This window comes from Streptomyces sp. NPDC003393 (assembly GCF_053589015.1).
Map to the genome: position 1 here is coordinate 100,870 of NZ_JBSFRB010000012.1, position 22,343 is coordinate 123,212.

Here is a 22,343-nt window from a genome sequence, read left to right on the forward strand (position 1 = left end):
CCCGCCCTTCGTCAGCCGGACGAACCGTCACCCCGGTCGCACGTGAGCGTGCGGGACTCCGCGAGCCCTTCCAGGATCCAGGCGCGGTCCCGGGCGATCCGCTGCTCGCCCGTGCTCCAGATGTCCGGGGTGCTCGCATGCACCGGGATGGCGACGAGGACCCGGTCACCGGTGCGCGGACGGGGCGAGACGTCGTGCGCCATCAGGAAGGTGACCTGGTCGGGTCCCGTCCGCGGCTTGTAGCGGCGCTCCACGGCGAGCCCGATCCGGTCCTGCCCGGTGCCGGGCTCGGGGTCGACGCGGGTGACCGTCCCTTCGACGATCAGACGCGCGCACGCCACGTACCCCCCGGCGGTGACCTTCGCGCCGCCGCTCTCGGCATCGGCGGTCGAGTCGGTCCGGGTCCCGCTCGCGGCCAGCAGCCGGCCCAGCCCGAACACCCCGCAGAGGACGAGGGCAGCGGCAAGGGAGCCCGCCACGGCCCTCCGCCGCCGCCACGCCCGCCGGGACGCACCCGGCGGCCCCGAGCGACCCGGCCGCCCGGGCGGCCCGTCCGCCGCCCGTCCGTCGGCCGTGGTCCGGTGCCCGCCGGCCGGGTGACGGCCGCCGGGCACGCCGTCGCCGGGACGCGGCACCGGTTTGGCGTCGAAGTCCACGTCGGTGTCCGTGCCGGTGTCCGTGCCGACGAGCGCGTCCGCGACGGCCGCGAGCCGGCGGCGCAGTTCGGTGAGGTCGGCGCGTGCGGCGTGGTAGTCGGCCAGGTAGCCGACGTCCGAGGAGGCCGGTGGTTCGTCCAGGATCGCGGCCAGCAGGGGGTCCGGCTCGCACGGGCCGTCGGCCCGCGTGCGTTCGGCGGTCATGTCACACCACCTCGTCCTCGTGCAGGCGGTCGCGCAGAGCGCGGACGGCGGCGTGCAGCCGGCTCTTGACCGTGCCCTCGGGGACGCCCAGCTGTTCGGCGATCGTCCGTACCGGCAGGTCCGCGTAGAAGCGCAGGACCAGCACCTGGCGCTGGGCCTCGGGCAGCTCGTCCAGGCCCTGGGCGACGGCGATGGACAACAGCCTGGTGTCCTCACCCGAGGGGTGCTCCCGCTGCCTCAGCGAGGCCAGCCGCTCGCCGAGGCGCTCCTGGCGGCGCTTGGCCCGGTGCCAGTCCACGGCGAGGTTGGAGGCGACGACCGCCGCCCACGCCGACACGTCCCGCGGCGGCTCCTGGCCGCTCGCGGTGCGCTCCAGCAGCCGCAGGCGGACCTGCTGCACGCCGTCCGGCAGCTCCGTCTGCGGCACCCCGCCGAGCGCGAGCACCGCCCGCACCCGGCGTTCCTGGGCCGCGTCCAGCGGATCGTCGCCGCCGCGGCCCGTCTCCCGGCCGCGGCGCGCCCCTCTGCGCAGCACACGCCCTCCCCTCCCGCCCTCGCGTCCCCCCTACGACGCCGCGGCGGCCCGGAACGTTCGGCACCGGCGGCAGGAGGTGTACGTCACATCGCCGTATGCGCCGGGGACGACCGGGCAGGCACCGGGCAGCACAGCTTGCGGCGCTGGGGCCCGGCCGGGTGGATTTTTCCAGTTCGGAAGGGGTGGGCGCCGTAGGACCGCAACCGTGGGAGGGACGGGCTCGTCCCATTCCTCGGGCACGGCACGCAAAGAATTGGACACGTGGACCGGGGTCGGCCGCATCATGGAAAAGGCCTCGGCCGAGCGCATACGCACGCACAGCACACCAGAGGGAGTCACCGTGAGGGTCGGAATCGTCGGAGCCACCGGTCAGGTCGGCACGGTCATGCGCAGGATCCTCACCGAACGCGACTTCCCCGTCACCGAGCTGCGCCTGTTCGCCTCGGCCCGCTCGGCGGGGACCATCCTCGACGGCGTGACCGTGGAGGACGCCTCCCAGGCCGACTACACCGGCCTGGACATCGTCCTGTTCTCGGCGGGCGGCGCGACCTCCAGGGCGCTGGCCGAAAAGGTCTCCTCCCAGGGCGCCGTGGTGATCGACAACTCCTCGGCCTGGCGCCGCGACCCGGACGTGCCGCTGGTGGTGGCCGAGGTCAACCCGCACGCGATCGCGAACCGCCCCAAGGGCATCATCGCCAACCCGAACTGCACCACGATGGCCGCGATGCCCGTGCTGAAGCCGCTGCACGAGGAGGCGGAGCTCCAGGCGCTGGTCGTCGCCACCTACCAGGCGGTGTCCGGTTCGGGCCTGGCGGGCGTGGCCGAGCTGCACGGGCAGACGCAGAAGGTCGTCGCGGACGCGGACAAGCTGACCCACGACGGCGCGGCGGTGGACTTCCCCGAGCCGTCGGTCTACAAGCGCCCGATCGCCTTCAACGTGCTGCCGTTCGCGGGCAACCTCGTCGACGACGGTCTCAACGAGACCGACGAGGAGCAGAAGCTGCGCAACGAGTCCCGCAAGATCCTGGAGATCCCGGAGCTGAAGGTCTCCGGCACCTGTGTGCGCGTGCCGGTCTTCTCCGGCCACTCCCTCCAGGTCAACGCCCGTTTCGCCCGCCCGATCAGCCCGGAGCGCGCGACCGAGCTGCTGGCCGGCGCCCCCGGCGTCGCCCTGTCCGACATCCCGACCCCGCTCCAGGCGGCCGGCCAGGACCCGGCCTACGTCGGCCGTGTCCGCCGCGACGAGACGGTGGACAACGGCCTGGCCCTGTTCATCTCCAACGACAACCTCCGCAAGGGCGCGGCCCTGAACGCGGTACAGCTCGCGGAGCTGGTGGCGGCGGAGCTCAAGGGCTAGTCGCCGGTCCCGCCCCGGCGGCCGGCCGGTCCCGGCGCACCTCGTAGAGGAAACACCCGTACTCGACGGCCCGGACGTGGACCAGTGCCACGGCCGGGTCGTCGAACGCTTCCGCGAGGGCCGTCTCGAACGCGGCGGGGTTCCCCTCGACCAGCCGGCCGCCGAGGATACGGCCGTCGGCCGAGTAGCGGCGGACCGTGCGATGGGCGTCGGTGAAGGGGAGTCCGCCACCGTCCGGCCCCGCGCAGTCCTCCGCGTGGATGAACACCGGGCCCTGCTCGTCGTACGCCCCCGGGGCGGCCCCGGTCCGACGCGCCCAGCGGCGCAGCGGCGCGTACGACACCAGTGCGATCCGCTCCCCCGGCTCGCTCCTGCGCAGGCAGCAGCGCAGGGGGGAGCCGCCCTCGGCGTCGGCGAACGGGCGCGTCCTGCGCCCGGCGTCGTCACTCTCCCGCAGTTCCTTCAGCACGGCGGGGGCGATGGGCCGTGCCGGGTAGGTGGTCGTCGTGGTGGTCCGCATGCCTCCAGGCTCGCGCCCTTAGGGTCCTTTCACCGGCGGTATCCGGACATCGCCTTCCGCTCAGGTGCCGTGGAAGGATGACCGCACCGACACACCACGAGGAGATGACCGCGTGCCTGGCACAAACCTGACTCGCGAAGAGGCACAGCAGCGGGCGAAGCTGCTCACCGTTGACTCGTACGAGATCGATCTCGACCTCTCCGGCGCGCAGGAGGGCGGCACCTACCGGTCCGTGACCACGGTGCGCTTCGACGTCGCTGAGAACAGCGCCGCGTCCTTCATCGACCTGGTCGCCCCGGCCGTCCACGAGGTGACCCTCAACGGCGACGCGCTCGACCCCGGCGAGGTCTTCAAGGACTCCCGGATCGCCCTGCCCGCCCTGCTGGAGGGCCGCAACGTCCTGCGGGTCGTCGCCGACTGCGCCTACACCAACACCGGTGAGGGCCTGCACCGCTTCGTCGACCCCGTGGACGACCAGGCCTACCTGTACACGCAGTTCGAGGTGCCCGACGCCCGCCGGGTCTTCGCCTCCTTCGAGCAGCCGGACCTGAAGGCCACCTTCCAGTTCACCGTGAAGGCCCCCGAGGGCTGGACAGTGGTGTCGAACTCGCCGACGCCCGAGCCCCGGGACAACGTCTGGGTGTTCGAGCCGACGCCGCGCATCTCGACGTACATCACGGCGCTGATCGTCGGCCCGTACCACTCGGTGCACAGCGTGTACGAGAAGGACGGGCGGTCCGTGCCGCTCGGCATCTACTGCCGGCCCTCGCTCGCCGAGTTCCTCGACGCCGACGCGATCTTCGAGGTCACCCGGCAGGGCTTCGACTGGTTCCAGGAGAAGTTCGACTACGCCTACCCGTTCGAGAAGTACGACCAGCTGTTCGTGCCGGAGTTCAACGCGGGCGCGATGGAGAACGCGGGCGCGGTGACCATCCGCGACCAGTACGTCTTCCGGTCCAAGGTGACCGACGCGGCGTACGAGATGCGCGCGGAGACGATCCTGCACGAGCTGGCCCACATGTGGTTCGGCGACCTGGTCACCATGGAGTGGTGGAACGACCTGTGGCTGAACGAGTCGTTCGCCACCTACACCTCCATCGCCTGCCAGGCGCACGCGCCCGGCTCGCGCTGGCCGCACTCGTGGACGACGTTCGCCAACTCCATGAAGACCTGGGCGTACCGGCAGGACCAGCTGCCGTCCACGCACCCGATCATGGCGGAGATCCGCGACCTGGACGACGTCCTCGTCAACTTCGACGGCATCACCTACGCCAAGGGCGCAAGCGTCCTCAAGCAGCTGGTGGCGTACGTCGGCATGGACGAGTTCTTCCGGGGCGTGCAGGCGTACTTCAAGCGGCACGCCTACGGCAACACGCGCCTGACCGACCTGCTGGGCGCTCTGGAGGAGACCTCCGGACGCGACCTGAAGACCTGGTCGAAGAAGTGGCTGGAGACGGCCGGCATCAACGTCCTGCGCCCGGAGATCGAGACCGACGCCGACGACGTCATCACCTCCTTCGCCATCCGCCAGGAGGCCCCGGCCCTGCCCGCCGGCGCCAAGGGCGAGCCGGTGCTGCGCCCGCACCGCATCGCCGTCGGCCTGTACGACCTCGACGAGGCGACCGGCAAGCTGGTGCGCGCGGCCGACGGCCGGATCGAGCTGGACGTGGACGGCGAGCTCACCGCCGTGCCGCAGCTGGCGGGCCGGCGCCGCCCGGCGGTGGTCCTGCTCAACGACGACGACCTGTCGTACGCCAAGGTCCGCCTGGACGAGCAGTCGCTGGCCTTCGTCACCGAGCACCTGGGCGACTTCGAGTCGTCGCTGCCGCGCGCGCTGTGCTGGGCGTCGGCCTGGGACATGACCCGGGACGCGGAGCTGGCCACCCGCGACTACCTGTCGCTGGTGCTGTCGGGCATCGGCAAGGAGTCCGACATCGGTGTCGTGCAGTCGCTGCACCGACAGGTGAAGCTGGCGATCGAGCTGTACGCCGACCCGGCCGCCCGCGACGCCCTGCTCGCCCGCTGGACGGAGGCCACGCTGGCCCATCTGCGCGCGGCCGAGGGCGGCGGCGACCACCAGCTGGCGTGGGCGCGCGCCTTCGCGGCGACGGCCCGCACACCGGAGCAGCTGGACCTGCTGGAGGGCCTGCTGGACGGCTCGCAGTCGATCGAGGGCCTGGTGGTGGACACCGAGCTGCGCTGGGCGTTCGTGGAGCGGCTCGCGGCGGTCGGCCGGTTCGACGAGCCGGAGATCGCGGGCGAGTACGCCCGGGACAAGACCGCGGCCGGCGAGCGGCACGCGGCCACCGCCCGCGCCGCCCGCCCGACGGCCGAGGCGAAGACGGAGGCCTGGGCGTCGGTCATCGACTCCGACAAGCTGCCGAACGCCGTCCAGGAGGCGGTCATCTCGGGCTTCGTCCAGACCGACCAGCGCGAGCTGCTGGCGCCGTACGCCGAGCGGTACTTCGACGTGGTCAAGGACATCTGGGACGCACGCTCCCACGAGATCGCCCAGCAGATCGCGGTCGGCTTCTACCCGTCGATCCAGGTGTCCGAGGACACTCTGCGCAGGACCGACGAGTGGCTGGCCGCCGCCGAGCCGAACGCGGCCCTGCGCCGGCTGGTGTCGGAGTCGCGGGCGGGCGTCGAGCGGGCGCTGAAGGCCCAGGCGGCGGACGCGGCGGCCGGCTGACAGCCCGGCCCCACGGCCACCCGTCCGTACGGCGACGAGGGGCGCCCGGTCGAGCACCGGGCGCCCCTCGGTCGCACCTGCCCCTCGCCGTACGCCCCTTCCGTCCAGGTGGACGGTGAGCGCCGGCCCGCGGGGGCGGGGCGGGCCTCAGCCCACGTGGGCGGCGAGCGCGGCCTCGACCGCGGCGTCGTCGGCCGCGTCCGCGGCCCAGGCCACGTAGCCGTCGGGGCGGACCAGCAGGGCGGTGCGGCGGTCGCTCGCCCAGCGCGCCGCGGTCAGCCGGGTGGCGCGCTCCGGCGCGACCTCCTGGGTGCGCGGCGCCACCAGCACGAACCGGCCGCCGCGCAGCGCCTCGTAGAGCCGGCCGCCGCCCGCGAGGGCGAGGTCCGGTACGCGGGTGCCGACGAGGCGGTGCGAGCCGCGGGGAGCCGCGTAGTGGAAGCCGACACCGGAGATCCGGCCGGCCACCTTGCGACGAGCCGGGCCGCAGAGGCCGAGGAAGGTGACCAGGGCGGCCCGCAGGGCCAGGGTCCAGGGGCGCTTGGCCATGGCGAGGCGGACGATGCCGCCGCTGCTGCGCAGGACGGCCCTGCCCACCGGGTGGCGTTCGGCCTCGTAGGTGTCGAGGAGCGACTCGGGGGCGTGGCCGGTGACGACCTGGGCCAGCTTCCAGCCGAGGTTGGCCGCGTCCTGGAGGCCGGTGTTCATGCCCTGGCCGCCGGCCGGGCTGTGGACGTGGGCGGCGTCGCCGGCGAGGAGCACCCTGCCGACCCGGTAGGCGGGAACCTGGCGCTCGTCGCTGTGGAAGCGTGACGTCCAGCGGGCGTCGTGCATGCCGAAGTCGCGGCCGAGGGCGCGCCGGGTGATCTCCCTGACCTCGTCGAGGTCGACCGGCGCGTGGTCGGGGACGTTCCGGCCGCGGTCCCAGCAGATCACGCGGTGGTAGCCGTCGGCGAAGGGCGCGAGGAACGCGAAGGCGTCACCGGCGGTGTTGACGGTCAGCAGGGTCTCGGGCGGTTCGGCGAGCCGCACGTCCGCGAGTACCACGGAGCGGATCACGGAGTGCCCCGGGAACGGCAGCCCGACCGCCTCGCGCACCCGGCTGCGCATCCCGTCGGTGCCGACGGCATAGGCCGCCCGCAGCGACTCGGGGCGTCCGTCGGGCCCCTGGACCTCGACGGTGACGCCGTCCGGGTCCTGGGTCAGCGCGGTCACCTCGGACTCGTGGCGGAACTCCACGCCGGCCTCGACCGCGCGCCGCTCCAGGACCTTCTCCACCTCGTACTGCGGGAGGACGAGCACATGGTTGAACCGGGACGGCAGGGCGTCGAGGTCGAGGGACAGCCGGTCGAAGAGCCGCAGCCGGCCGAGGGGGCGGCCGACGGCCTCCAGGTCGTCGGCGAGGCTCCGCGAAAGAGGTGCGCGCGAAGCGTGTCCGTCGAGGGTGGTGGCCGACGACGGGCGGGCGTCGAGCTGCTCGAGGGTGCGGGCGTGCAGGACGAAGGCGCGGGAGAGGTTGCTGATCCGGTGCGGGCGCTTCTCGACGAGGGTGACACGGACTCCGGCGGCAGCGAGGTCGCCCGCGAGGAGGAGCCCGGTGGGGCCGGCGCCGACGACGATGACGGTGGGGGCGGTGCTTCCCGTGGTGCCGGTCATGGTGGCCTCCTGGACATCCCATCAACACTTGTTGGCCAACGCTTGTAGGCAACGGTAGGCCCGCCACCCCAGGGCAGTCAACACTTGTTGGCCAACGAATGTTGGCCTACGATCGTCGGCATGTCTGTGACCCCTCCCCGACGCTCCGACGCCACTCGTACCGCCATCCTCGACGCGGCCCGCGCCCGGTTCGCCGCCGACGGGTACGAACGGGCCACCATCCGGGCGATCGCCAGGGACGCCAAGATCGACCCGTCGATGGTGATGCGGTACTACGGCAACAAGGAGGGCCTGTTCGCGGCGGTCGTCTCCCCCGACCTGCGCCTGCCGGACGTCGCCGCGCTGCCCCGCGAGGAGGTCGGCCGCGCGCTGGTGTCGCACTTTCTGCGGCTGTGGGAGGAGAACGGGGAACTCACCGCGATCCTGCGGGTGGGCGTCACCAACCCGGCAGGCGCCGAGCGCTTGCAGCAGGTGTTCAGGGAGCAGCTGGTGCCGGTCGCCCAGGCGGTGTGCCCCGACCCCGAGCAGGTGCCCCAGCGGGCCGCGCTGGTCGTCTCACAGCTGCTGGGTCTCGCCCTCACCCGCTATGTGCTGCGCATCCCGGCCGTCGTCGCCCTGGCGAGCGAGGAGATCCTCGCCTGGCTGGCGCCCACAGTGCAGCGGTACCTGACCGCGGCGCACCCCTGACCGCCGCCGGCGGCCGCGTGCCCGGCGGAGCCACGCCGGGCCGCCCGCGGGCCCCGTGTTCCGGAAAAACGCGCCGAGGGCGCCCCTCGCCCCGTACGGCGGTGCGTACGGAGGCGGGGTGACGCCCTCGGCGGAGAAAGCGGAGGGTGGAGGACCCGGCAGGCCCTCGGTCAGGCCTTGGCCCGGATGTTCACGTCACGCCCGGTGTCCTGCTTGCGGGACTTGTCCAGGGCCATGACCAGGCCCGCGATGACGAGGAACAGCAGGAGCGGGATGCCGACGAAGATACCCAGCGTCTCGGCGACGCTCAGCCCCGGGCCGGGGTCGTCACCGTCGTCGCGCATCACCGCGAACGCGGGGGACGACATGAGCAGCATCATCAGCGTCGTACCGGCCGCCAGGGTGCCGGCGCGCAGGGCTTTCTTCTTGTCCACGATGCCAACGTAGCGAACGCCGGAACGCGGCGCGCGTCCGGGGTGCCCTATGTGCCGTTCCGGGCGGCCCCCTCACCGGCCCGCGCCCGGTCCTCCTCTCCCCTCCCGTCCGCCTCTCCCCGCACCCCCGCCCGCAGCATGTCCGTCAGGGCGTGCAGGCGCGGGGAGGCGGCCAGGTCCTCCAGGGTCACCGGGCGGCCCTCGGCGTCGGCGACGGGCAGCCGCCAGTTCGGGTACTGGTCCCAGGTGCCGGGGAGGTTCTGCGGGCGGCGGTCGCCGACGGTGTCCGGCAGCCACAGGCCGATCATGCGGGCGGGGGTGCGCAGCAGGAAGCGGTGGACGGCCCGGATCTCCGCCTCCTCGTCGGCCGCGCAGTGACCGCCGCCCATGCCCCGCAGCAGCCCCAGTGCGGTCAGCAGCGCCAGCCACTCACCGGTGTCCGTGGCGGCCTCCGTCCGCTCCTGCTCCAGCGGGCGGGTCAGCAGGCCGAGGCGGTCGCGCAGCTCGACGTGCTCGCCGGTGAGGCGGGCGGCGGTGGACGGCAGGTCGTGGGTGGTCGCGGTGGCCAGGCAGTCGGCCCGCCAGCGTTCGGGCGGCAGCGGGCGGCCGTCGCCCGCCCAGTCCCGTTCGAACCACAGCACGGACGTACCGAGCACTCCACGCCGGTCCAGGGCTTCGCGCACGCCGGGCTCGACGGTGCCCAGGTCCTCGCCGATCACCACGGAGCCCGCCCGCGCGGCCTCCAGCACCAGGATCGCGAGCATGGCCTCGGCGTCGTAGCGGACGTACGTGCCCTCCGTGGGCGGACGGCCCTGCGGCACCCACCACAGCCGGAACAGCCCCATCACATGGTCGATGCGCAGGGCCCCCGCGTAGTGGAAGAGGGCGCGCAGCAGGCGGCGGAAGGGCGCGTAGCCGGATGTGGCGAGGCGGTCGGGACGCCAGGGGGGCAGGCCCCAGTCCTGGCCGCGCGCGTTGAACGCGTCCGGTGGGGCGCCGGCCGACATGCCGGCCGCGAAGTGGTCCTGCTGCGCCCAGGCGTCGGCGCCGTCGGGGTGCACCCCGACGGCGAGGTCGTGCACGATCCCGATCGGCATGCCGGCCTCACGGGCGGTGCGCTGGGCGGCGGTGAGCTGTGCGTCGGTGAGCCAGGCGAGGCGGGAGTGGAAGTCGACGCGGTCCATGAGTGCGGCGCGGGCGCGCGCGGTCTCGGCGGAGCGCGGGTCGCGGAGCCCCTCCGGCCACCGCCTCCAGTCCGATCCGTGCACCTCCGCCAGGGCGCACCAGGTGGCGTGGTCCTCCAGCGCCCGGCCCTCCCGGGCGAGGAAGTCGGCGTAGGCGGCACGGCGGCCGGGGCCGAGCTGTACTCGGAGCACCGATCGAAGTGCCTCGCGTTTCAGCTCCCACACCGCGTCCCGGTCGATCAGGGCGCCCTTGTCGAGGACGGCGGCGCGCAGCCGTTCGGCCCGCTCCAGCAGGGCGCGCAGGCGCTCGCGGTCGGCGTCGTCCGTGACGTAGGCGAACTCGGGCACGTCCTCGACGCGCAGGTGCACCGGGTCCGGGAAGCGGCGGGAGGAGGGCCGGTAGGGAGAGGGGTCGGTGGGCGCGCCGGGCACGGCCGCGTGCAGCGGGTTGACCTGGACGAACCCGGCGCCCAGCGAGCGTCCCGCCCAGGCGCTCAGCTCGGCCAGGTCGCCGAGGTCGCCCATGCCCCAGGAGCGGCGGGAGAGGAGGGAGTACAGCTGGACGAGCAGCCCGTAGGAGCGCCTGGACGGGGTGGGCAGCCGAGGCGGGGCGACGATCAGATGGGCTTCGCCGGTACGGCCGTCGGGGGCGGTGGCGGTCAGCCGGTGGACGCCCGGTGGCAGGTCGCGGTCCACCGTGGAGCGCGTCTCGCCCTGCTCGGTCTCGACGCTCAGCCGGGTCCCGGGCGGCAGCCCGGCGAGAACGGCGGCGAGGCTCGTCTCCCGGTCGAGCAGGCTCGTGTTCCCGCCGGGCGGGCTGGTGTTCCGGCCCTCCGAGCCACCGCTGCCGGCGGAGCCGCCGAGGTCCGGGCCGGGGACGTCCGGGTCCCGGCGTCCGGGGCTGTCGTCGTCGTTCCAGTGGACCACCGTGGGCGGGAGCAGTCGCCGCGCCAGGTGCCGTTCGCGGGCGGCGAGTGCGGCTCGGGTGGCCTCGGGGGTGCCGGCGTCGACGTCCAGGGCGGCCAGCGCCGCGGCCACCGCCGCGGCGGAGGCGGCCACCGTACGGCCCGGCGAGGGGCTGTAGGAGGTGGCGACGCCGTGCAGCACGGCGAGCCGGGTCAGCTCGTCGTCAAGAGGTTCGGCCGGCCGGGGCGCTGTCATCCATCACTCCTGCAACTCCTAGTACTCCGTGCCGCTGGGGTCCGGGTCGGCGGCGGACTCGCTGGTCAGGGGAGGCGCCTCGGCCAGCGGCGGTTCGCTGGTCAGCGGCTCGGCGTCGGGCAGCGGAGGTTCGCTGGTCAGCGGCAGCTCGGCGCGGGCGCCCTCCGCGCTGAAGACGTCCGGGCGGGAATCGTCGGCGGCCGGACCCGGGTGCGGAACCGGTTCCGCCCAGGGTTTGGACAGGGCCGTGTCGGACAGGGCCGGGAGCAGAAGGTGAGCGGGTGCGGACACGGGGTCTCCTCGTCGAGTACGGCAGCAGTGCGGATTACCGCAGCCCTACCCAGTGCACGCGACGGCAGACGTACAACGCCGAACGACATGCCGCGGGTCACATTCCGCTTCTTCAGGGTGGGGCAAAGTAGGCACAGCGGCCACTCTCATTGACACCCGTCCCCGCCGAGTGGTGGGCTCGACACTCCTCGACACCGCCGTGTGGGATTCCGAACGACGAAGGAGGGGCCGTGCAGGTTCGGCGCGGAAAGGGGGCGGTCGCACTCGCGTTCGCCGTCGTCGCCGGGACCCTCACGGCCGCGCCGGCGGCCGTCGCGGCACCGCCGGCGGCCCCGGGCATCGGCACCGGCACCTCCCCCGTCTCCGCCTCCCGAGGCGTCACCGTCTGGCCCCGCCCCCAGTCCTTGCGCACCACCGGCAGCGCGGTCACGGTCCGCCGACGGGTCGCCCTGATCGCCGACCCGTCGGCGGACCCCTACGCCCTCGACGCGCTGCGCGCGCTGCTGCGCGGCGCCGGGGCCCGGACCGTCACGGACCTCGACGCGGCCGATCCGGTCCCGGCGGGGACCCTGGTGGTCCGGGCCCGCACCGAACGGCCGCACGGTGATCCGCGCCACGCACTGCCCTCCGGCGGCTACCTCGTCACCGTCGGTCACGACCGCGCCCACCCGTCCGCGAGCGGCGCCGCCGCCGTCACCCTCACCGGCGTCGGCGAGGACGGCCTGTTCCACGCCGTGCAGACGCTGCGGCAGCTGGTGCGCCCCGACGGCACGATCCCCGGCGTCTCGGTCCGGGACTGGCCCGGCACCGCCGTGCGCGGCACCACCGAGGGCTTCTACGGCACCCCGTGGACGCACGAACAGCGGCTCGCGCAGCTCGACTTCATGGGCCGCACCAAGCAGAACCGCTACCTGTACGCCCCCGGCGACGACCTCTACCGCCGGGGCCGGTGGCGTGAGCCGTACCCGGCGGCGCAGCGGGCGGCCTTCCGCGAACTGGCCGAGCGGGCGCGCCGCAACCACGTCACGCTCGCCTGGGCGGTGGCGCCGGGCCAGTCCCTGTGCTTCACCTCGGACGCCGACGTACGGGCGCTCACGCGCAAGCTGGACGCGATGTGGGCGCTGGGCTTCCGGGCCTTCCAGCTCCAGTTCCAGGACGTCAGCTACAGCGAGTGGCACTGCGGCGCGGACCCGGACCGGTTCGGGTCCGGCCCCGAAGCGGCGGCGCGGGCGCAGGCACGGGTCGCGAACGCGCTCGCCCGGCACCTGACGGAACGCCACCCGGACGCGGCGCCCCTGTCGTTGCTGCCGACCGAGTTCTACCAGGACGGCGCCACCCCCTACCGACGGGCGCTGGCGGGCGAGCTGGACGAGTCGGTGCAGGTGGCCTGGACAGGGGTGGGCGTCGTGCCGCGAACCATCACGGGCGGCGAACTCGCCGGCGTCCGCGAGGCGTTCGGGCATCCGCTGGTGACCATGGACAACTACCCGGTGAACGACTACGCCGAGGACCGGATCTTCCTCGGCCCCTACACCGGCCGGGAACCGGCGGTCGCGAACGGCTCGGCCGCCCTGCTCGCCAACGCCATGCAGCAGGCCGAGGCCTCCCGCATCCCGCTGTTCACCGCCGCCGACTACGCGTGGAACCCGCGCGACTACCGCCCGCAGGACTCCTGGCGGGCGGCGATCGCCGACCTGGCGGCGGGCGACGGACGGCGGGAGCGGGCTCTGTCGGCGCTGGCCGGGAACGACGCCTCCTCGGTGCTCGGCGGCACCGAGTCGGCGTATCTGCGCCCGCTGATCGCCGCCCTGTGGCGGGCCCGCACGACGACGGACCGCACCGCGAACGAGACCGCCGAGGAGCGACTGCGCGCCGCCTTCACCGAGTTGGGCCGGACCCCCGGCGCGCTCGCCGCCGACCCCGGCCTCGCCGCGGAAGTCGCCCCGTGGTCGCGGCAGCTGGCCCGCTACGGCGCGGCGGGCACGGCCGCGCTCGGCATGCTGCGCGCGCAGCGCACGGGCGACGCGGCCGGCGCCTGGGCGGCGTACCGCACGCTCGGCCGGCTGCGGGACGAGGCCGGGCGTGCCGGGGTGACCGTCGGCAAGGGCGTGCTGGATCCCTTCCTCGACCGGGCGCGGCAGGCGTACGAGACCTGGGCCGGCCTGACCGGGCAGGCGTCCGCCGGCGCGCGAATCGGGAGCGAGGACGGCCGGGCGGTGGTGCGGCTGCCGCGCCCCCGCCCCCTCATCGCCGTGAGCGTGCTGGCGGATCCCGGGACCGGCGGGACCGTCGAGGCGCACGTCGCCGGAAGAGGTTGGCAGCGCGTCGGGGCGCTGGCGGAGCGGGGCGCCACGGAACTGACGGTCGGACAGCTCCCGGGGACCGGCGGCGCACCCACCGGCACGACGACGCGCCCGCCGGGCCTCTGGCCGCCCCGGCCGCCGTCCTCGGCCCCGGTGTCGGGCGCCTGGACGCGTCCGCCGGCCGTCGCCCGGCCGGCCGCGGGCACGCCCGTCGACGCCGTCCGCGTCACCGGCCCCGGGTCCTCCCGGGTCCGTCACGTGGTCCCGTGGTTCGCCGACACGCCCGCCGCCGGTCTGGAGCTGCCGCGCCCGCGGACGGATGCGGAGATCGGCGGCACGGAGCGGCTGACCGCCCGGCTGAGCGCGCGCGGACCCGCGGACGTGCACGACAAGGTCACCGTGGCGGCTCCCGAGGGCATCGAGGTCCGTGTCCCGGCCGCCGCGCTGACGGTGCCGCGCGGCACCGAGGTCGACGTACCCCTCGAGGTGACCGTGCCGCCCACCGCGGCCACCCGGTCCTACGACGTCCGCGTCGCCTTCGCCGGAGTCACCCGCACGCTCACCGTCCGAGCCTTCCCGCGCACCGCCGGGGGCGACGTGGCCCGTACCGGGACGGCGCGTTCGTCCGGCGACGAGACGCCCGACTTCCCGGCGTCCGCCGCCAACGACGGGGACCCGCGCACCCGTTGGTCGTCGCCCGTCGACGACGGCGCCTGGTGGCAGGTGGAGCTGGCCCGTCCGGTGCGGCTGGGCCGGGTGGTTCTGCACTGGCAGGACGCGTACGCGTCGGCCTACCGGATCCAGGTCTCCTCGGACGGCCGCCGCTGGCGCACCGCCGCCTCGGTGACGGACGGCCGGGGCGGCCGGGAGACGGTGGGGACGGACGAGCAGGACGTGCGCTTCGTCCGCGTCCAGGGCCAGAAGCGGGCCACCCGGTACGGCTATTCGCTGTGGTCGGTGGAGGCGTACGCGGTGGCGGACTGAGACGTCCCCGGCATGCGGAGTCCCTTCGTCCGGACGATTGATCGCGCCCAGCTATTCACTCAGTACATGTACTGAGTACATAATGATCTCCATGAGCACCCGACACATCCTGCTGGGCCTGCTCGCCAGAGGTCCGAGCCATGGCTACGACCTCAAGCGACGCCACGACGACCACTTCCCGCAGGCCCGCCCGCTGGCCTACGGGCAGGTGTACACGACCCTGCAACGGCTGGTCCGCGACGGTCTCGCGGAGGTGGCCGGCACGGACGCCGACGGCGGACCGGAGCGGACGCTGTACCGCCTCACCGAGAACGGCGCCCGGGAAGCGGCCGACTGGGCCGGGCAGATCACCCCGCCCGCGCCGTTCGTGACGAACGAGATCTTCGCCAAGGTCGTCGTCGCGATCCTCACCGACGGCGACCCGGCCGCCCATCTGCTCGCGCAGCGCGCCGCCCACATGGAGCGGATGCGGGAGCTGACCGCGCTCAAGACCGCTCCGGACGCCGAACTGGCGACCGTGCTGGCCGCGGACTACGCCCTCAACCACCTCGACGCCGACCTGCGCTGGATGACCACCACCCAGGCCCGGCTCACCACCTTGACCACTGTGACCACGGAGGCCGACCGAGCATGAGCAACCGACCCGAGCCCCTTGTGGTGGCTCGTGACCTCGTCAAGGCGCACGGCAGGACCCCGGCGCTGCGCGGGGCCGCCCTGGAACTCGGGGCCGGCGAGATCGTCGCCGTGACCGGCCCGAGCGGCAGCGGGAAGTCCACGCTGCTGCACTGCCTGGCCGGCATCGCCTCCCCGGACGAGGGATCGGTCACGTACGCCGGGGAACGCGTCGACACCCTGCCCGAGCGGCGGCTGAGCGAACTGCGCCGCACCGCTTTCGGCGTGGTGTTCCAGTTCGGCCAGCTGATCCCGGAGCTGACGGCCCTGGACAACGTGGCACTGCCGCTGATGCTGGCCGGGACCGCGCGGGGGGCGGCCCAGGCACGTGCGGCCGACTGGCTGGAGCGGTTCGGCGCGGGGGAACAGCGGGAACTGCGGCCGGGGCAGCTCAGCGGCGGCCAGGCGCAGCGCGTGGCGCTGGCGCGAGCGCTGGTGACCGGCCCGAGGGTCGTCTTCGCGGACGAGCCGACGGGGGCGCTGGACTCGCTGGCGAGCGAGCAGGTGATGGCGGCGCTGGTGCGCACGGCCCGGGAGACGGGCGCCGCGGTGCTGGTGGTCACGCACGACGCCCAGGTGGCGGCGTACGCGGACCGCGAGGTGCGGCTGGAGGACGGCGTGATGCGGGACGGCGTGACGGCGGGGCCGGAGGTGCGCGCGTGAGAACCGATCTGCGGCTGGCCTGGCTGCTCGTACGGGGGTCCGACCGGCAGGAGTGGTGGCGGATCGGGCTCACGGCGGTGGGGGCGATGTGCGCGGCGGGCCTGGGGTTCGCGGCGGCCGTGCTCGCCTCGGTGCGCGGGCACCACTCCTTCTCCTTCGGTCACGGCCTGCTGGACGATCCCGGTGAGCGCTCCGGGGTGATCGTCGGGCTGTCGCTGCTGCTGGTTCCGGTGCTCGGCTTCCTCGGCCAGTGCACCCGGATCGGCGCGGTGCACCGGGACCGGCGCGCGGCCGCGCTGCGGCTGACGGGTGCGGAGCCGGGCCGGGTCCGGCGGATCGTCGCACTGGAGACGGGCCTGACCTGTCTGCTGGGCTCGGTGCTCGCCACCGTGGTGGCGGTGCCGGTGCTGCCGGGTGTGTGGCAGCGGCCCCCGGCCCTGGCCTGGGCCGGGATCGCGCTGATCGCGGCGGGTGTGCCGGTGCTGGGCACGGCGGCCGGGGTGCTGGCGCTGCGCCGGGTGGTGACCTCGCCGCTCGGCTGGGCGCGGCGCGGCCGGCCCCGGACCGGGCGGGGCCCCGGGCTGACGTTCCTCGGCGCGCTGCTGGTCGTGGTCGTGGCGGCACCGCTCGCCGTGGCCAGTACGTCCGCCGGTACCACCACCGGTTCGCGCCATGGCCTCATGCCGCTCGTGGTGTTCGCGGCCGTGCTGGCGGTCGGTGTGGGCACGGTGTGGCTCACGGGCACCGTGTCCGGGCTGACCGGGCGGCTGCTCGCGGCCCGGACCGGCTCCTCCGCGGTGCTGATCGCGTCCGAGCGGCTGCGGGACGACCCATGGGCGGCGGCCCGTGCGCATGCGGCGGTGCTGCTGGTCACGGTCGTCGGGACCGGGTTCGTGGGGGTCCGGCAGGCACTGCTGGCCGACCTGGAGGAGAAGCGTCGCCGGGGCTCGCTCGGGGTGGACATGGCCTTCTACACCACCGGCGTGGACCTGACGACCGCGGCCATCGGCCTCGCCCTGGTGTTCGTCCTCGTCGCGCTCGCCGTCGGCACCGCGGAGTCCCTCGCCACCCGGCGCCGGGGCCTGGCCGCCCAGGTCGGCGCCGGGGTGCCACGGGCGGTGCTCGCCCGGGCGCTGCTGCTGGAGACCGCGCTGCCGCTGGCCCCGGCCACCCTGGTGGCGGGCGCGGGCGGGCTGGCCGTCGGCACCGCCTACGCCGCGGTGGCGTCCGACGGCGCCACCGGCTGGTCGGTGCCGTACGCGGCCCTGCTGGTCCCGGCCGGCGTGTACGCCGCCTGCCTGCTGGCCGCCGCGGCAGCCCTGCCGTTGCTGCGGCGCACGGTACGGCCGGGGGAGCTGCGGTACGCCTGAAGGGTCCGACGACACGGCGAGGTGCCGTAGGCCGGGCATTGCGGGACAGCCCTGGGGTGGTGCCCGCCGGACAGGAGCTGGGGCTGTCCGGCAGGCCCGGGGCGAGGAAGGCCCGGATCGTCAGGCGGAGATGCCGTCGATCCGGGCCAGGGCGTCGTCCGCGCCGTACGGCTGCAGGTAGGGCAGCCAGCGCGGGTCCCTATGGCCGGTGCCGATGATGCGCCAGGCCAGACCGGTGGGCGGAGCGGGTGTGTGGCGCAGGCGCCAGCCCAGCTCCACGAGGTGGCGGTCGGCCTTGACGTGGTTGCAGCGGCGGCACGAGGCCACCACGTTGTCCCAGGCGTGCCGGCCACCGCGCGAGCGCGGGATGACGTGGTCGACGCTGGTGGCCACGCCGCCGCAGTACATGCAGCGGCCGCCGTCGCGGGCGAAGAGCGCTCGCCTCGTCAGCGGAACGGGTCCCCGATAGGGAACCCGGACGAAGCGCTTGAGCCGGACCACGCTGGGTGCGGGCACGGTGAGGGACGCGCTGTGCATATGGGCGCCGGACTCCTCGAGGCAGACTGCCTTGTTCTCGAGCACGAGGACGAGCGCGCGGCGGAGCGGTACGACGCCGAGGGGCTCGTACGACGCGTTGAGGACCAGGACATGCGGCACGGGGGCCTCCTTGTACGCCGGCGGCGCGTGGCTCGCGCCGGGACGATCTGCAGTCAGTCTCCCCTCATGCCTGGTGAACGCGCCACCATGTCCCGGTAACGGGCTGGGAGTGTTTTCGACCACACCTGATTCATCCCCCGGGTCACGGGCCGTTCACACGGCCTGGTGAGGCGGGTGGGCACCGTTTCTGCGCAGCGGCGCCTTCGCGCATCGCGACGACCCACACATCGTGCCCCGTTAGTGTGGTGCCTCTGCCCGTCCGGTGACCTCTTCGTGATCTCGACGATATCGACCGCCGCGCCGGAGGGTGGACGCATCTGGAGGTACCTGCCGTGTCCTTGCCCGCCGTCCTGCCGGCCGCCGGTCCGTCTCCGTCGCCGACTCCCTCGAAGTCGCCGGACGTGACGGTCCCCACGTTCCAGGACGCCCAGCAGAGCGCGAACCAGGCCGCGAGCTGGGTCGAGCAGAACTGGTCCACCTGGCTGGCGATCGGCCTCCAGGTCGTGCTGATCCTGGTGATCGCGGTCGTGCTGAGAGTGGTGGTCCGGCGGGCCATCACCAAGTTCATCGACCGGATGAACCGCAACGCCCAGCAGACGGGCGGCACCGCGCTGGGCGGCCTGCTGGTCAACGCCGAGCGGCGGCGGCAGCGCTCCGCGGCGATCGGCTCGGTGCTGCGCTCGGTGGCGAGCTTCCTGATCCTGGGCACGGCCGCGCTGATGATCCTGTCCACCTTCAAGATCAACCTCGCCCCGCTGCTGGCGTCTGCCGGTGTGGCGGGCGTGGCGGTCGGTTTCGGCGCCCGCAACCTGGTCACGGACTTCCTCTCCGGTGTCTTCATGATCTTGGAGGACCAGTACGGCGTCGGCGACACGATCGACGCGGGCGTCGCCTCCGGCGAGGTGATCGAGGTCGGCCTGCGCGTGACCAAGCTGCGCGGCGGCAACGGTGAGATCTGGTACGTCCGCAACGGCGAGGTCAAGCGGATCGGCAACCTCTCCCAGGGCTGGGCGACGGCCGGTGTGGACGTGACCGTCCGGGCGAGCGAGGACCTGGACGGACTCAAGGCCACCCTGACCGAGGTCGCCGAGCGGATGAGCAAGGAGGAGCCCTGGAACGAGCTCCTGTGGAGCCCGGTCGAGGTGCTGGGCCTGGACAGCGTGCTGATCGACTCCATGGTGGTCCGGGTCTCGGCCAAGACCATGCCGGGCAAGTCGGTGGCCGTCGAGCGCGAGCTGCGCTGGCGCATCAAGCGCGCCTTCGACGCGGCCGACATCCGCATCGTGGGCGGCGCCACGGCCCCGGCGGAGGAGGAGGCGCCCGACCCGATGGCCTCGGTCGCGGCCCCGTCGGTGTACTCCGACGCCGCCTCCCCGCAGACGAAGGCGGCGACGCCGATCACTCCCTCACAGCGGTCGACCGACAAGTAGCGCCATCGCGGCCGTGGGCCACCGAACCGGCCCACGGCCCGCACTCGCCTCCGCCACCTGACCCGCACGCCCCCCGTACGCCCCGCGCACGCCCCCGCAGGTGACGACTCCGTCGCCTCGGGGGCGTTCTCTCTTGACGCCCCCTCCGCCTCGGCCCTAGGTTCCTTCCACGCGAACAGGAAACCTTCCTAACAGTGAAGTCCGGCGACAGCCGTGCACCCCCCGCGGATCGTGGGTGATCATGTGGGGAGGCCGGGCAGGCCGAGGGCAGGAGGCGAGAGGCATGGCAGGAACCGCCGGCACGCCGGGGACCCCGCGCGTCCTGCGCGCCATGAACGACCGGGCGGCCCTCGACCTGCTGCTGGAGCACGGGCCGCTCTCACGGACCCGGATCGGCAAGCTGACCGGCCTGTCCAAGCCGACGGCCTCCCAGCTCCTGGCCCGGCTGGAGGCCGCCGGACTGGTCCTCGCCACGGGGACGAGCGAGGGTCGTCCGGGCCCCAACGCCCAGCTCTACGCGGTCAACCCGGCCGCCGCGTACGCCGCGGGGCTCGACGTCACCCCGCAGCGCATCCGCGCCGCCGTCGCCGACATCACCGGCCGCACGGTCGGCGAGTTCGAGCTGCCGACCCCGCGCCGCCAGCCGTCCCAGCCCGTGGTGCAGCAGGTCACCGACGCCCTGGACGGTGCGGTGAAGGCGGCCGGGCTGGCCCGCGCGGACGTCCACCGGCTGGTCATCGGCACCCCGGGCGCCTTCGACCCCAACACCGGCCGGCTGCGCTACGCCTCCCACCTGCCCGGCTGGCACTCCCTCACGATTCTCGACGAGCTGGCCGCCGCCCTGCCGATGCCGGTGGAGTACGAGAACGACGTCAACCTCGTCGCCGTCGCCGAGCAGCGCCTGGGCGCCGCCCGCGGCCACCAGGACTTCGTACTGCTGTGGAACGAGGCGGGCCTCGGCGCCGCCCTGGTCCTCGGCGGCCGGCTGCACCGCGGCTGGACCGGCGGCGCGGGCGAGGTCGGCTTCCTGCCGGTGCCCGGCACCCCGCTGGTCCGCCAGGTCATCCGGGCCAACAGCGGCGGCTACCAGGAGCTGGCCGGCTCCCAGGCACTGCCGCGGCTGGCCCGGGAGCTCGGCATCGAGGACGTGCCCGGCGGGCCGTACACCGAGGCCGCCGCCGCGCTCGTCGCCCGCGCCGCCGACCACGCCACCGGCCCCCACCGCACCCTGCTGACGACGTACGCGACCCGGCTCGCCACCGGCCTGGCCTCCCTCGTCTCCGTCCTCGACCCCGAACTCGTCGTGCTCAGCGGCGCCTCACTGACCGCCGGCGGCGAGGTGCTGCGCACTCTCGTCCAGGCCGAACTGGAGGAGCTGGCCGCCTCCCGGCCGCACCTGGTGGTCGGCGACGTCCGCGAGCACCCCGTGCTGCGCGGCGCGCTGGAGAGCGCGCTCGCCACCACCCGCGACGAGGTCTTCGACACCTCCCGCTGAGCCACCCTCTTCCTCCTCACCCGTCCCCGTCCCTGGGAGATCCCGCCATGCCCGCATCCGCACCCTCGGCTGCCCGAAAAGCGGCCTTCGTCCTCACCGCCTCCCTGGCCCTCCTCGCCACCGCCTGCACCGGCCAGTCGGGCAGCGGCACGGACGACGACGCCTCGAAGGACACCACGATCAACTTCTGGCACGCCTGGAGCGCGCCGAACGAGGTGAAGGCCGTCAAGTCCCTGATCACCGGCTTCGAGAAGGCACACCCCAACATCCACGTCAACGTCGTCGGCAACATGACCGACGACAAGATCAACCAGGCGCTGCGCACCGGCGGTGACAAGGCACCGGACGTGATCTCCTCCTTCACCACCAACAACGTGGGCAAGTTCTGCTCCTCGGGCGCGCTGGTCGACCTGAACCCCTTCTTCGAGAAGTCGGCCATCGACCCGGAGAAGACGTTCCCGAAGGCGATGAACGAGTACACGCAGTTCGACGGCAACCGCTGCACGGTGCCGCTGCTGGGCGACGCCTACGGCCTCTACTACAACAAGACCGCGTTCGAGAAGGCCGGCATCAAGGCCCCGCCGAAGACCTGGTCGGAATTCGAGGCGGACGCCAAGAAGCTCACGATCCCCGACGGGGACGGCTATGAACAGCTCGGGTTCATGCCGGACTACCACGGCTGGGAGTCCACGACCGAGCACTACTTCGCGCAGTTCTCCCCGACCTACTTCGACGCGAGCGGCAAGTCGAACCTCGCCGAGGACCCGGCTTTCGAGCAGGGCTTCACGCTCCAGAAGAAGCTGGTCGACGAACTCGGCGGATTCAAGAGGCTGGAGAAGTTCCGCGCCACGCTCGGCGACGAGTGGGGCCCCAAGCACCCCTTCCACACCGGACAGGTCGCCATGCAGCTCGACGGTGAGTGGCGGCTGGGCATGGCGGTGGACGCCAAGCCGAAGTTCGAGATCGGCGTGGCCCCGCTGCCCGTCCCCGACGGCCAGGCGAGCCAGTACGGCAAGGGCTACATCACCGGCACCATCGCGGGCATCGCCGCCACCAGCCACAAGCAGAACGCGGCCTGGGAGCTCGTCAAGTACATCACCACCGACACCGACGCGGTCGTCGGCTTCGCCAACGACATCCACAACGTGCCGTCCACCCTGGCCGCCCTGGAGTCCCCGAAGCTGAAGTACGACCAGCGCTTCAAGACCTTCCTGGACATCGCGGCCGACCCCGACTCCACCACCACGCCCGCCTCCATCAACGGCGGCCAGTACCTGGTGACGATCCAGCAGTTCGGCTACGACTACGAGAGCGGCAAGGCCACCGATCTCAAGGCCGGCCTGAAGAAGACGGCCGCGCAGATCGACACCGACATCGCGCAGGCGAAGTAGC

At 73.8% G+C, this 22,343-nt stretch carries 18 protein-coding genes; 10 read left to right on the forward strand and 8 right to left on the reverse strand.

The genetic code is table 11. From position 1 onward, the window contains the following. Positions 1 to 11 precede the first annotated feature (11 nt). Entirely contained in the window at positions 12 to 860 is an 849-nt protein-coding gene (locus ACWDUZ_RS15075) for a hypothetical protein (RefSeq protein ID WP_451632242.1), read from the reverse strand. Between the two features lies 1 nt (position 861). Continuing rightward, entirely contained in the window at positions 862 to 1,395 is a 534-nt protein-coding gene (locus ACWDUZ_RS15080) for an RNA polymerase sigma factor (RefSeq protein ID WP_451632243.1), read from the reverse strand. A gap of 340 nt (positions 1,396 to 1,735) precedes the next feature. Here ACWDUZ_RS15080 and ACWDUZ_RS15085 point away from each other — a divergent pair, with 340 nt between their 5' ends. Then, entirely contained in the window at positions 1,736 to 2,752 is a 1,017-nt protein-coding gene (locus ACWDUZ_RS15085; protein ID WP_451632244.1) for an aspartate-semialdehyde dehydrogenase, read from the forward strand. On the opposite strand, the gene ACWDUZ_RS15090 is transcribed toward ACWDUZ_RS15085, so the two are convergent. After that, positions 2,742 to 3,272 carry a DUF1203 domain-containing protein gene (locus ACWDUZ_RS15090; RefSeq protein WP_451632245.1) on the reverse strand — a complete coding sequence of 177 codons (531 nt, stop codon included), beginning with the start codon at positions 3,270 to 3,272 and terminating at the stop codon, positions 2,742 to 2,744. The genes ACWDUZ_RS15085 and ACWDUZ_RS15090 overlap by 11 nt on opposite strands. Before the next feature lie 112 nt (positions 3,273 to 3,384). On the opposite strand from ACWDUZ_RS15090, the gene pepN reads away from it, so the two are divergent. Next, positions 3,385 to 5,964: an aminopeptidase N gene (gene pepN / locus ACWDUZ_RS15095; protein WP_451632246.1), complete on the forward strand. Its 2,580-nt coding sequence runs from the start codon at positions 3,385 to 3,387 to the stop codon at positions 5,962 to 5,964. 147 nt (positions 5,965 to 6,111) lie between these two features. Here the strand turns inward: pepN and ACWDUZ_RS15100 are convergent, their stop codons facing one another. Continuing rightward, positions 6,112 to 7,620, reverse strand: coding sequence for an FAD-dependent monooxygenase (locus ACWDUZ_RS15100; protein ID WP_451632247.1), 1,509 nt, complete (start codon positions 7,618 to 7,620; stop codon positions 6,112 to 6,114). 120 nt (positions 7,621 to 7,740) lie between these two features. On the opposite strand from ACWDUZ_RS15100, the gene ACWDUZ_RS15105 reads away from it, so the two are divergent. After that, positions 7,741 to 8,307, forward strand: a complete 567-nt coding sequence (locus ACWDUZ_RS15105) for a TetR/AcrR family transcriptional regulator (RefSeq protein ID WP_451632248.1) — start codon at positions 7,741 to 7,743, stop codon at positions 8,305 to 8,307. 170 nt (positions 8,308 to 8,477) lie between these two features. On the opposite strand, the gene ACWDUZ_RS15110 is transcribed toward ACWDUZ_RS15105, so the two are convergent. Genes ACWDUZ_RS15110 through ACWDUZ_RS15120 form a run of 3 tightly spaced genes read right to left on the reverse strand, consistent with a single transcriptional unit; the run spans position 8,478 to position 11,377 of the window. After that, the gene (locus tag ACWDUZ_RS15110) at positions 8,478 to 8,741 is read right to left on the reverse strand and encodes a hypothetical protein (protein ID WP_451632249.1); all 264 of its coding nucleotides are present in this window, start codon (positions 8,739 to 8,741) and stop codon (positions 8,478 to 8,480) included. Positions 8,742 to 8,788: 47 nt separating this feature from the next. Further along, a complete protein-coding gene (gene malQ, locus ACWDUZ_RS15115) occupies positions 8,789 to 11,086 on the reverse strand; it encodes a 4-alpha-glucanotransferase (RefSeq protein ID WP_451632250.1) in 2,298 nt (765 codons plus the stop codon). Between the two features lie 18 nt (positions 11,087 to 11,104). Beyond that, positions 11,105 to 11,377 (reverse strand): hypothetical protein, encoded by a 273-nt coding sequence (locus tag ACWDUZ_RS15120; protein ID WP_451632251.1) that lies wholly within the window; start codon positions 11,375 to 11,377, stop codon positions 11,105 to 11,107. Between the two features lie 230 nt (positions 11,378 to 11,607). Here ACWDUZ_RS15120 and ACWDUZ_RS15125 point away from each other — a divergent pair, with 230 nt between their 5' ends. The 4 genes from ACWDUZ_RS15125 to ACWDUZ_RS15140 all read left to right on the forward strand — a co-directional run bounded on the left by ACWDUZ_RS15125 (position 11,608) and on the right by ACWDUZ_RS15140 (position 17,369). Further along, the gene (locus tag ACWDUZ_RS15125; RefSeq protein ID WP_451632252.1) at positions 11,608 to 14,664 is read left to right on the forward strand and encodes a beta-N-acetylglucosaminidase domain-containing protein; all 3,057 of its coding nucleotides are present in this window, start codon (positions 11,608 to 11,610) and stop codon (positions 14,662 to 14,664) included. A gap of 91 nt (positions 14,665 to 14,755) precedes the next feature. Continuing rightward, on the forward strand, positions 14,756 to 15,298 hold the full coding sequence (locus ACWDUZ_RS15130) for a PadR family transcriptional regulator (protein ID WP_451632253.1): 543 nt from the start codon (positions 14,756 to 14,758) through the stop codon (positions 15,296 to 15,298). Then, positions 15,295 to 15,999 (forward strand): ABC transporter ATP-binding protein, encoded by a 705-nt coding sequence (locus ACWDUZ_RS15135; RefSeq protein WP_451632254.1) that lies wholly within the window; start codon positions 15,295 to 15,297, stop codon positions 15,997 to 15,999. Before ACWDUZ_RS15130 ends, ACWDUZ_RS15135 begins: the two co-directional genes overlap by 4 nt. Further along, positions 15,996 to 17,369 (forward strand): FtsX-like permease family protein, encoded by a 1,374-nt coding sequence (locus tag ACWDUZ_RS15140; protein WP_451632255.1) that lies wholly within the window; start codon positions 15,996 to 15,998, stop codon positions 17,367 to 17,369. Before ACWDUZ_RS15135 ends, ACWDUZ_RS15140 begins: the two co-directional genes overlap by 4 nt. A 120-nt stretch (positions 17,370 to 17,489) precedes the next feature. Here the strand turns inward: ACWDUZ_RS15140 and ACWDUZ_RS15145 are convergent, their stop codons facing one another. Further along, complete coding sequence (locus ACWDUZ_RS15145; protein WP_306190126.1) at positions 17,490 to 18,026, reverse strand: HNH endonuclease; 537 nt, start codon at positions 18,024 to 18,026, stop codon at positions 17,490 to 17,492. Between the two features lie 332 nt (positions 18,027 to 18,358). Here ACWDUZ_RS15145 and ACWDUZ_RS15150 point away from each other — a divergent pair, with 332 nt between their 5' ends. From ACWDUZ_RS15150 to ACWDUZ_RS15160, 3 genes are all read left to right on the forward strand, one after another. Next, positions 18,359 to 19,456 (forward strand): mechanosensitive ion channel family protein, encoded by a 1,098-nt coding sequence (locus tag ACWDUZ_RS15150; protein ID WP_451632256.1) that lies wholly within the window; start codon positions 18,359 to 18,361, stop codon positions 19,454 to 19,456. A gap of 283 nt (positions 19,457 to 19,739) precedes the next feature. Next, positions 19,740 to 20,951 (forward strand): ROK family transcriptional regulator, encoded by a 1,212-nt coding sequence (locus tag ACWDUZ_RS15155; RefSeq protein ID WP_451632257.1) that lies wholly within the window; start codon positions 19,740 to 19,742, stop codon positions 20,949 to 20,951. Between the two features lie 47 nt (positions 20,952 to 20,998). Continuing rightward, the gene (locus tag ACWDUZ_RS15160) at positions 20,999 to 22,342 is read left to right on the forward strand and encodes an ABC transporter substrate-binding protein (RefSeq protein ID WP_451632258.1); all 1,344 of its coding nucleotides are present in this window, start codon (positions 20,999 to 21,001) and stop codon (positions 22,340 to 22,342) included. The last annotated feature ends 1 nt before the right edge of the window (position 22,343 follow it).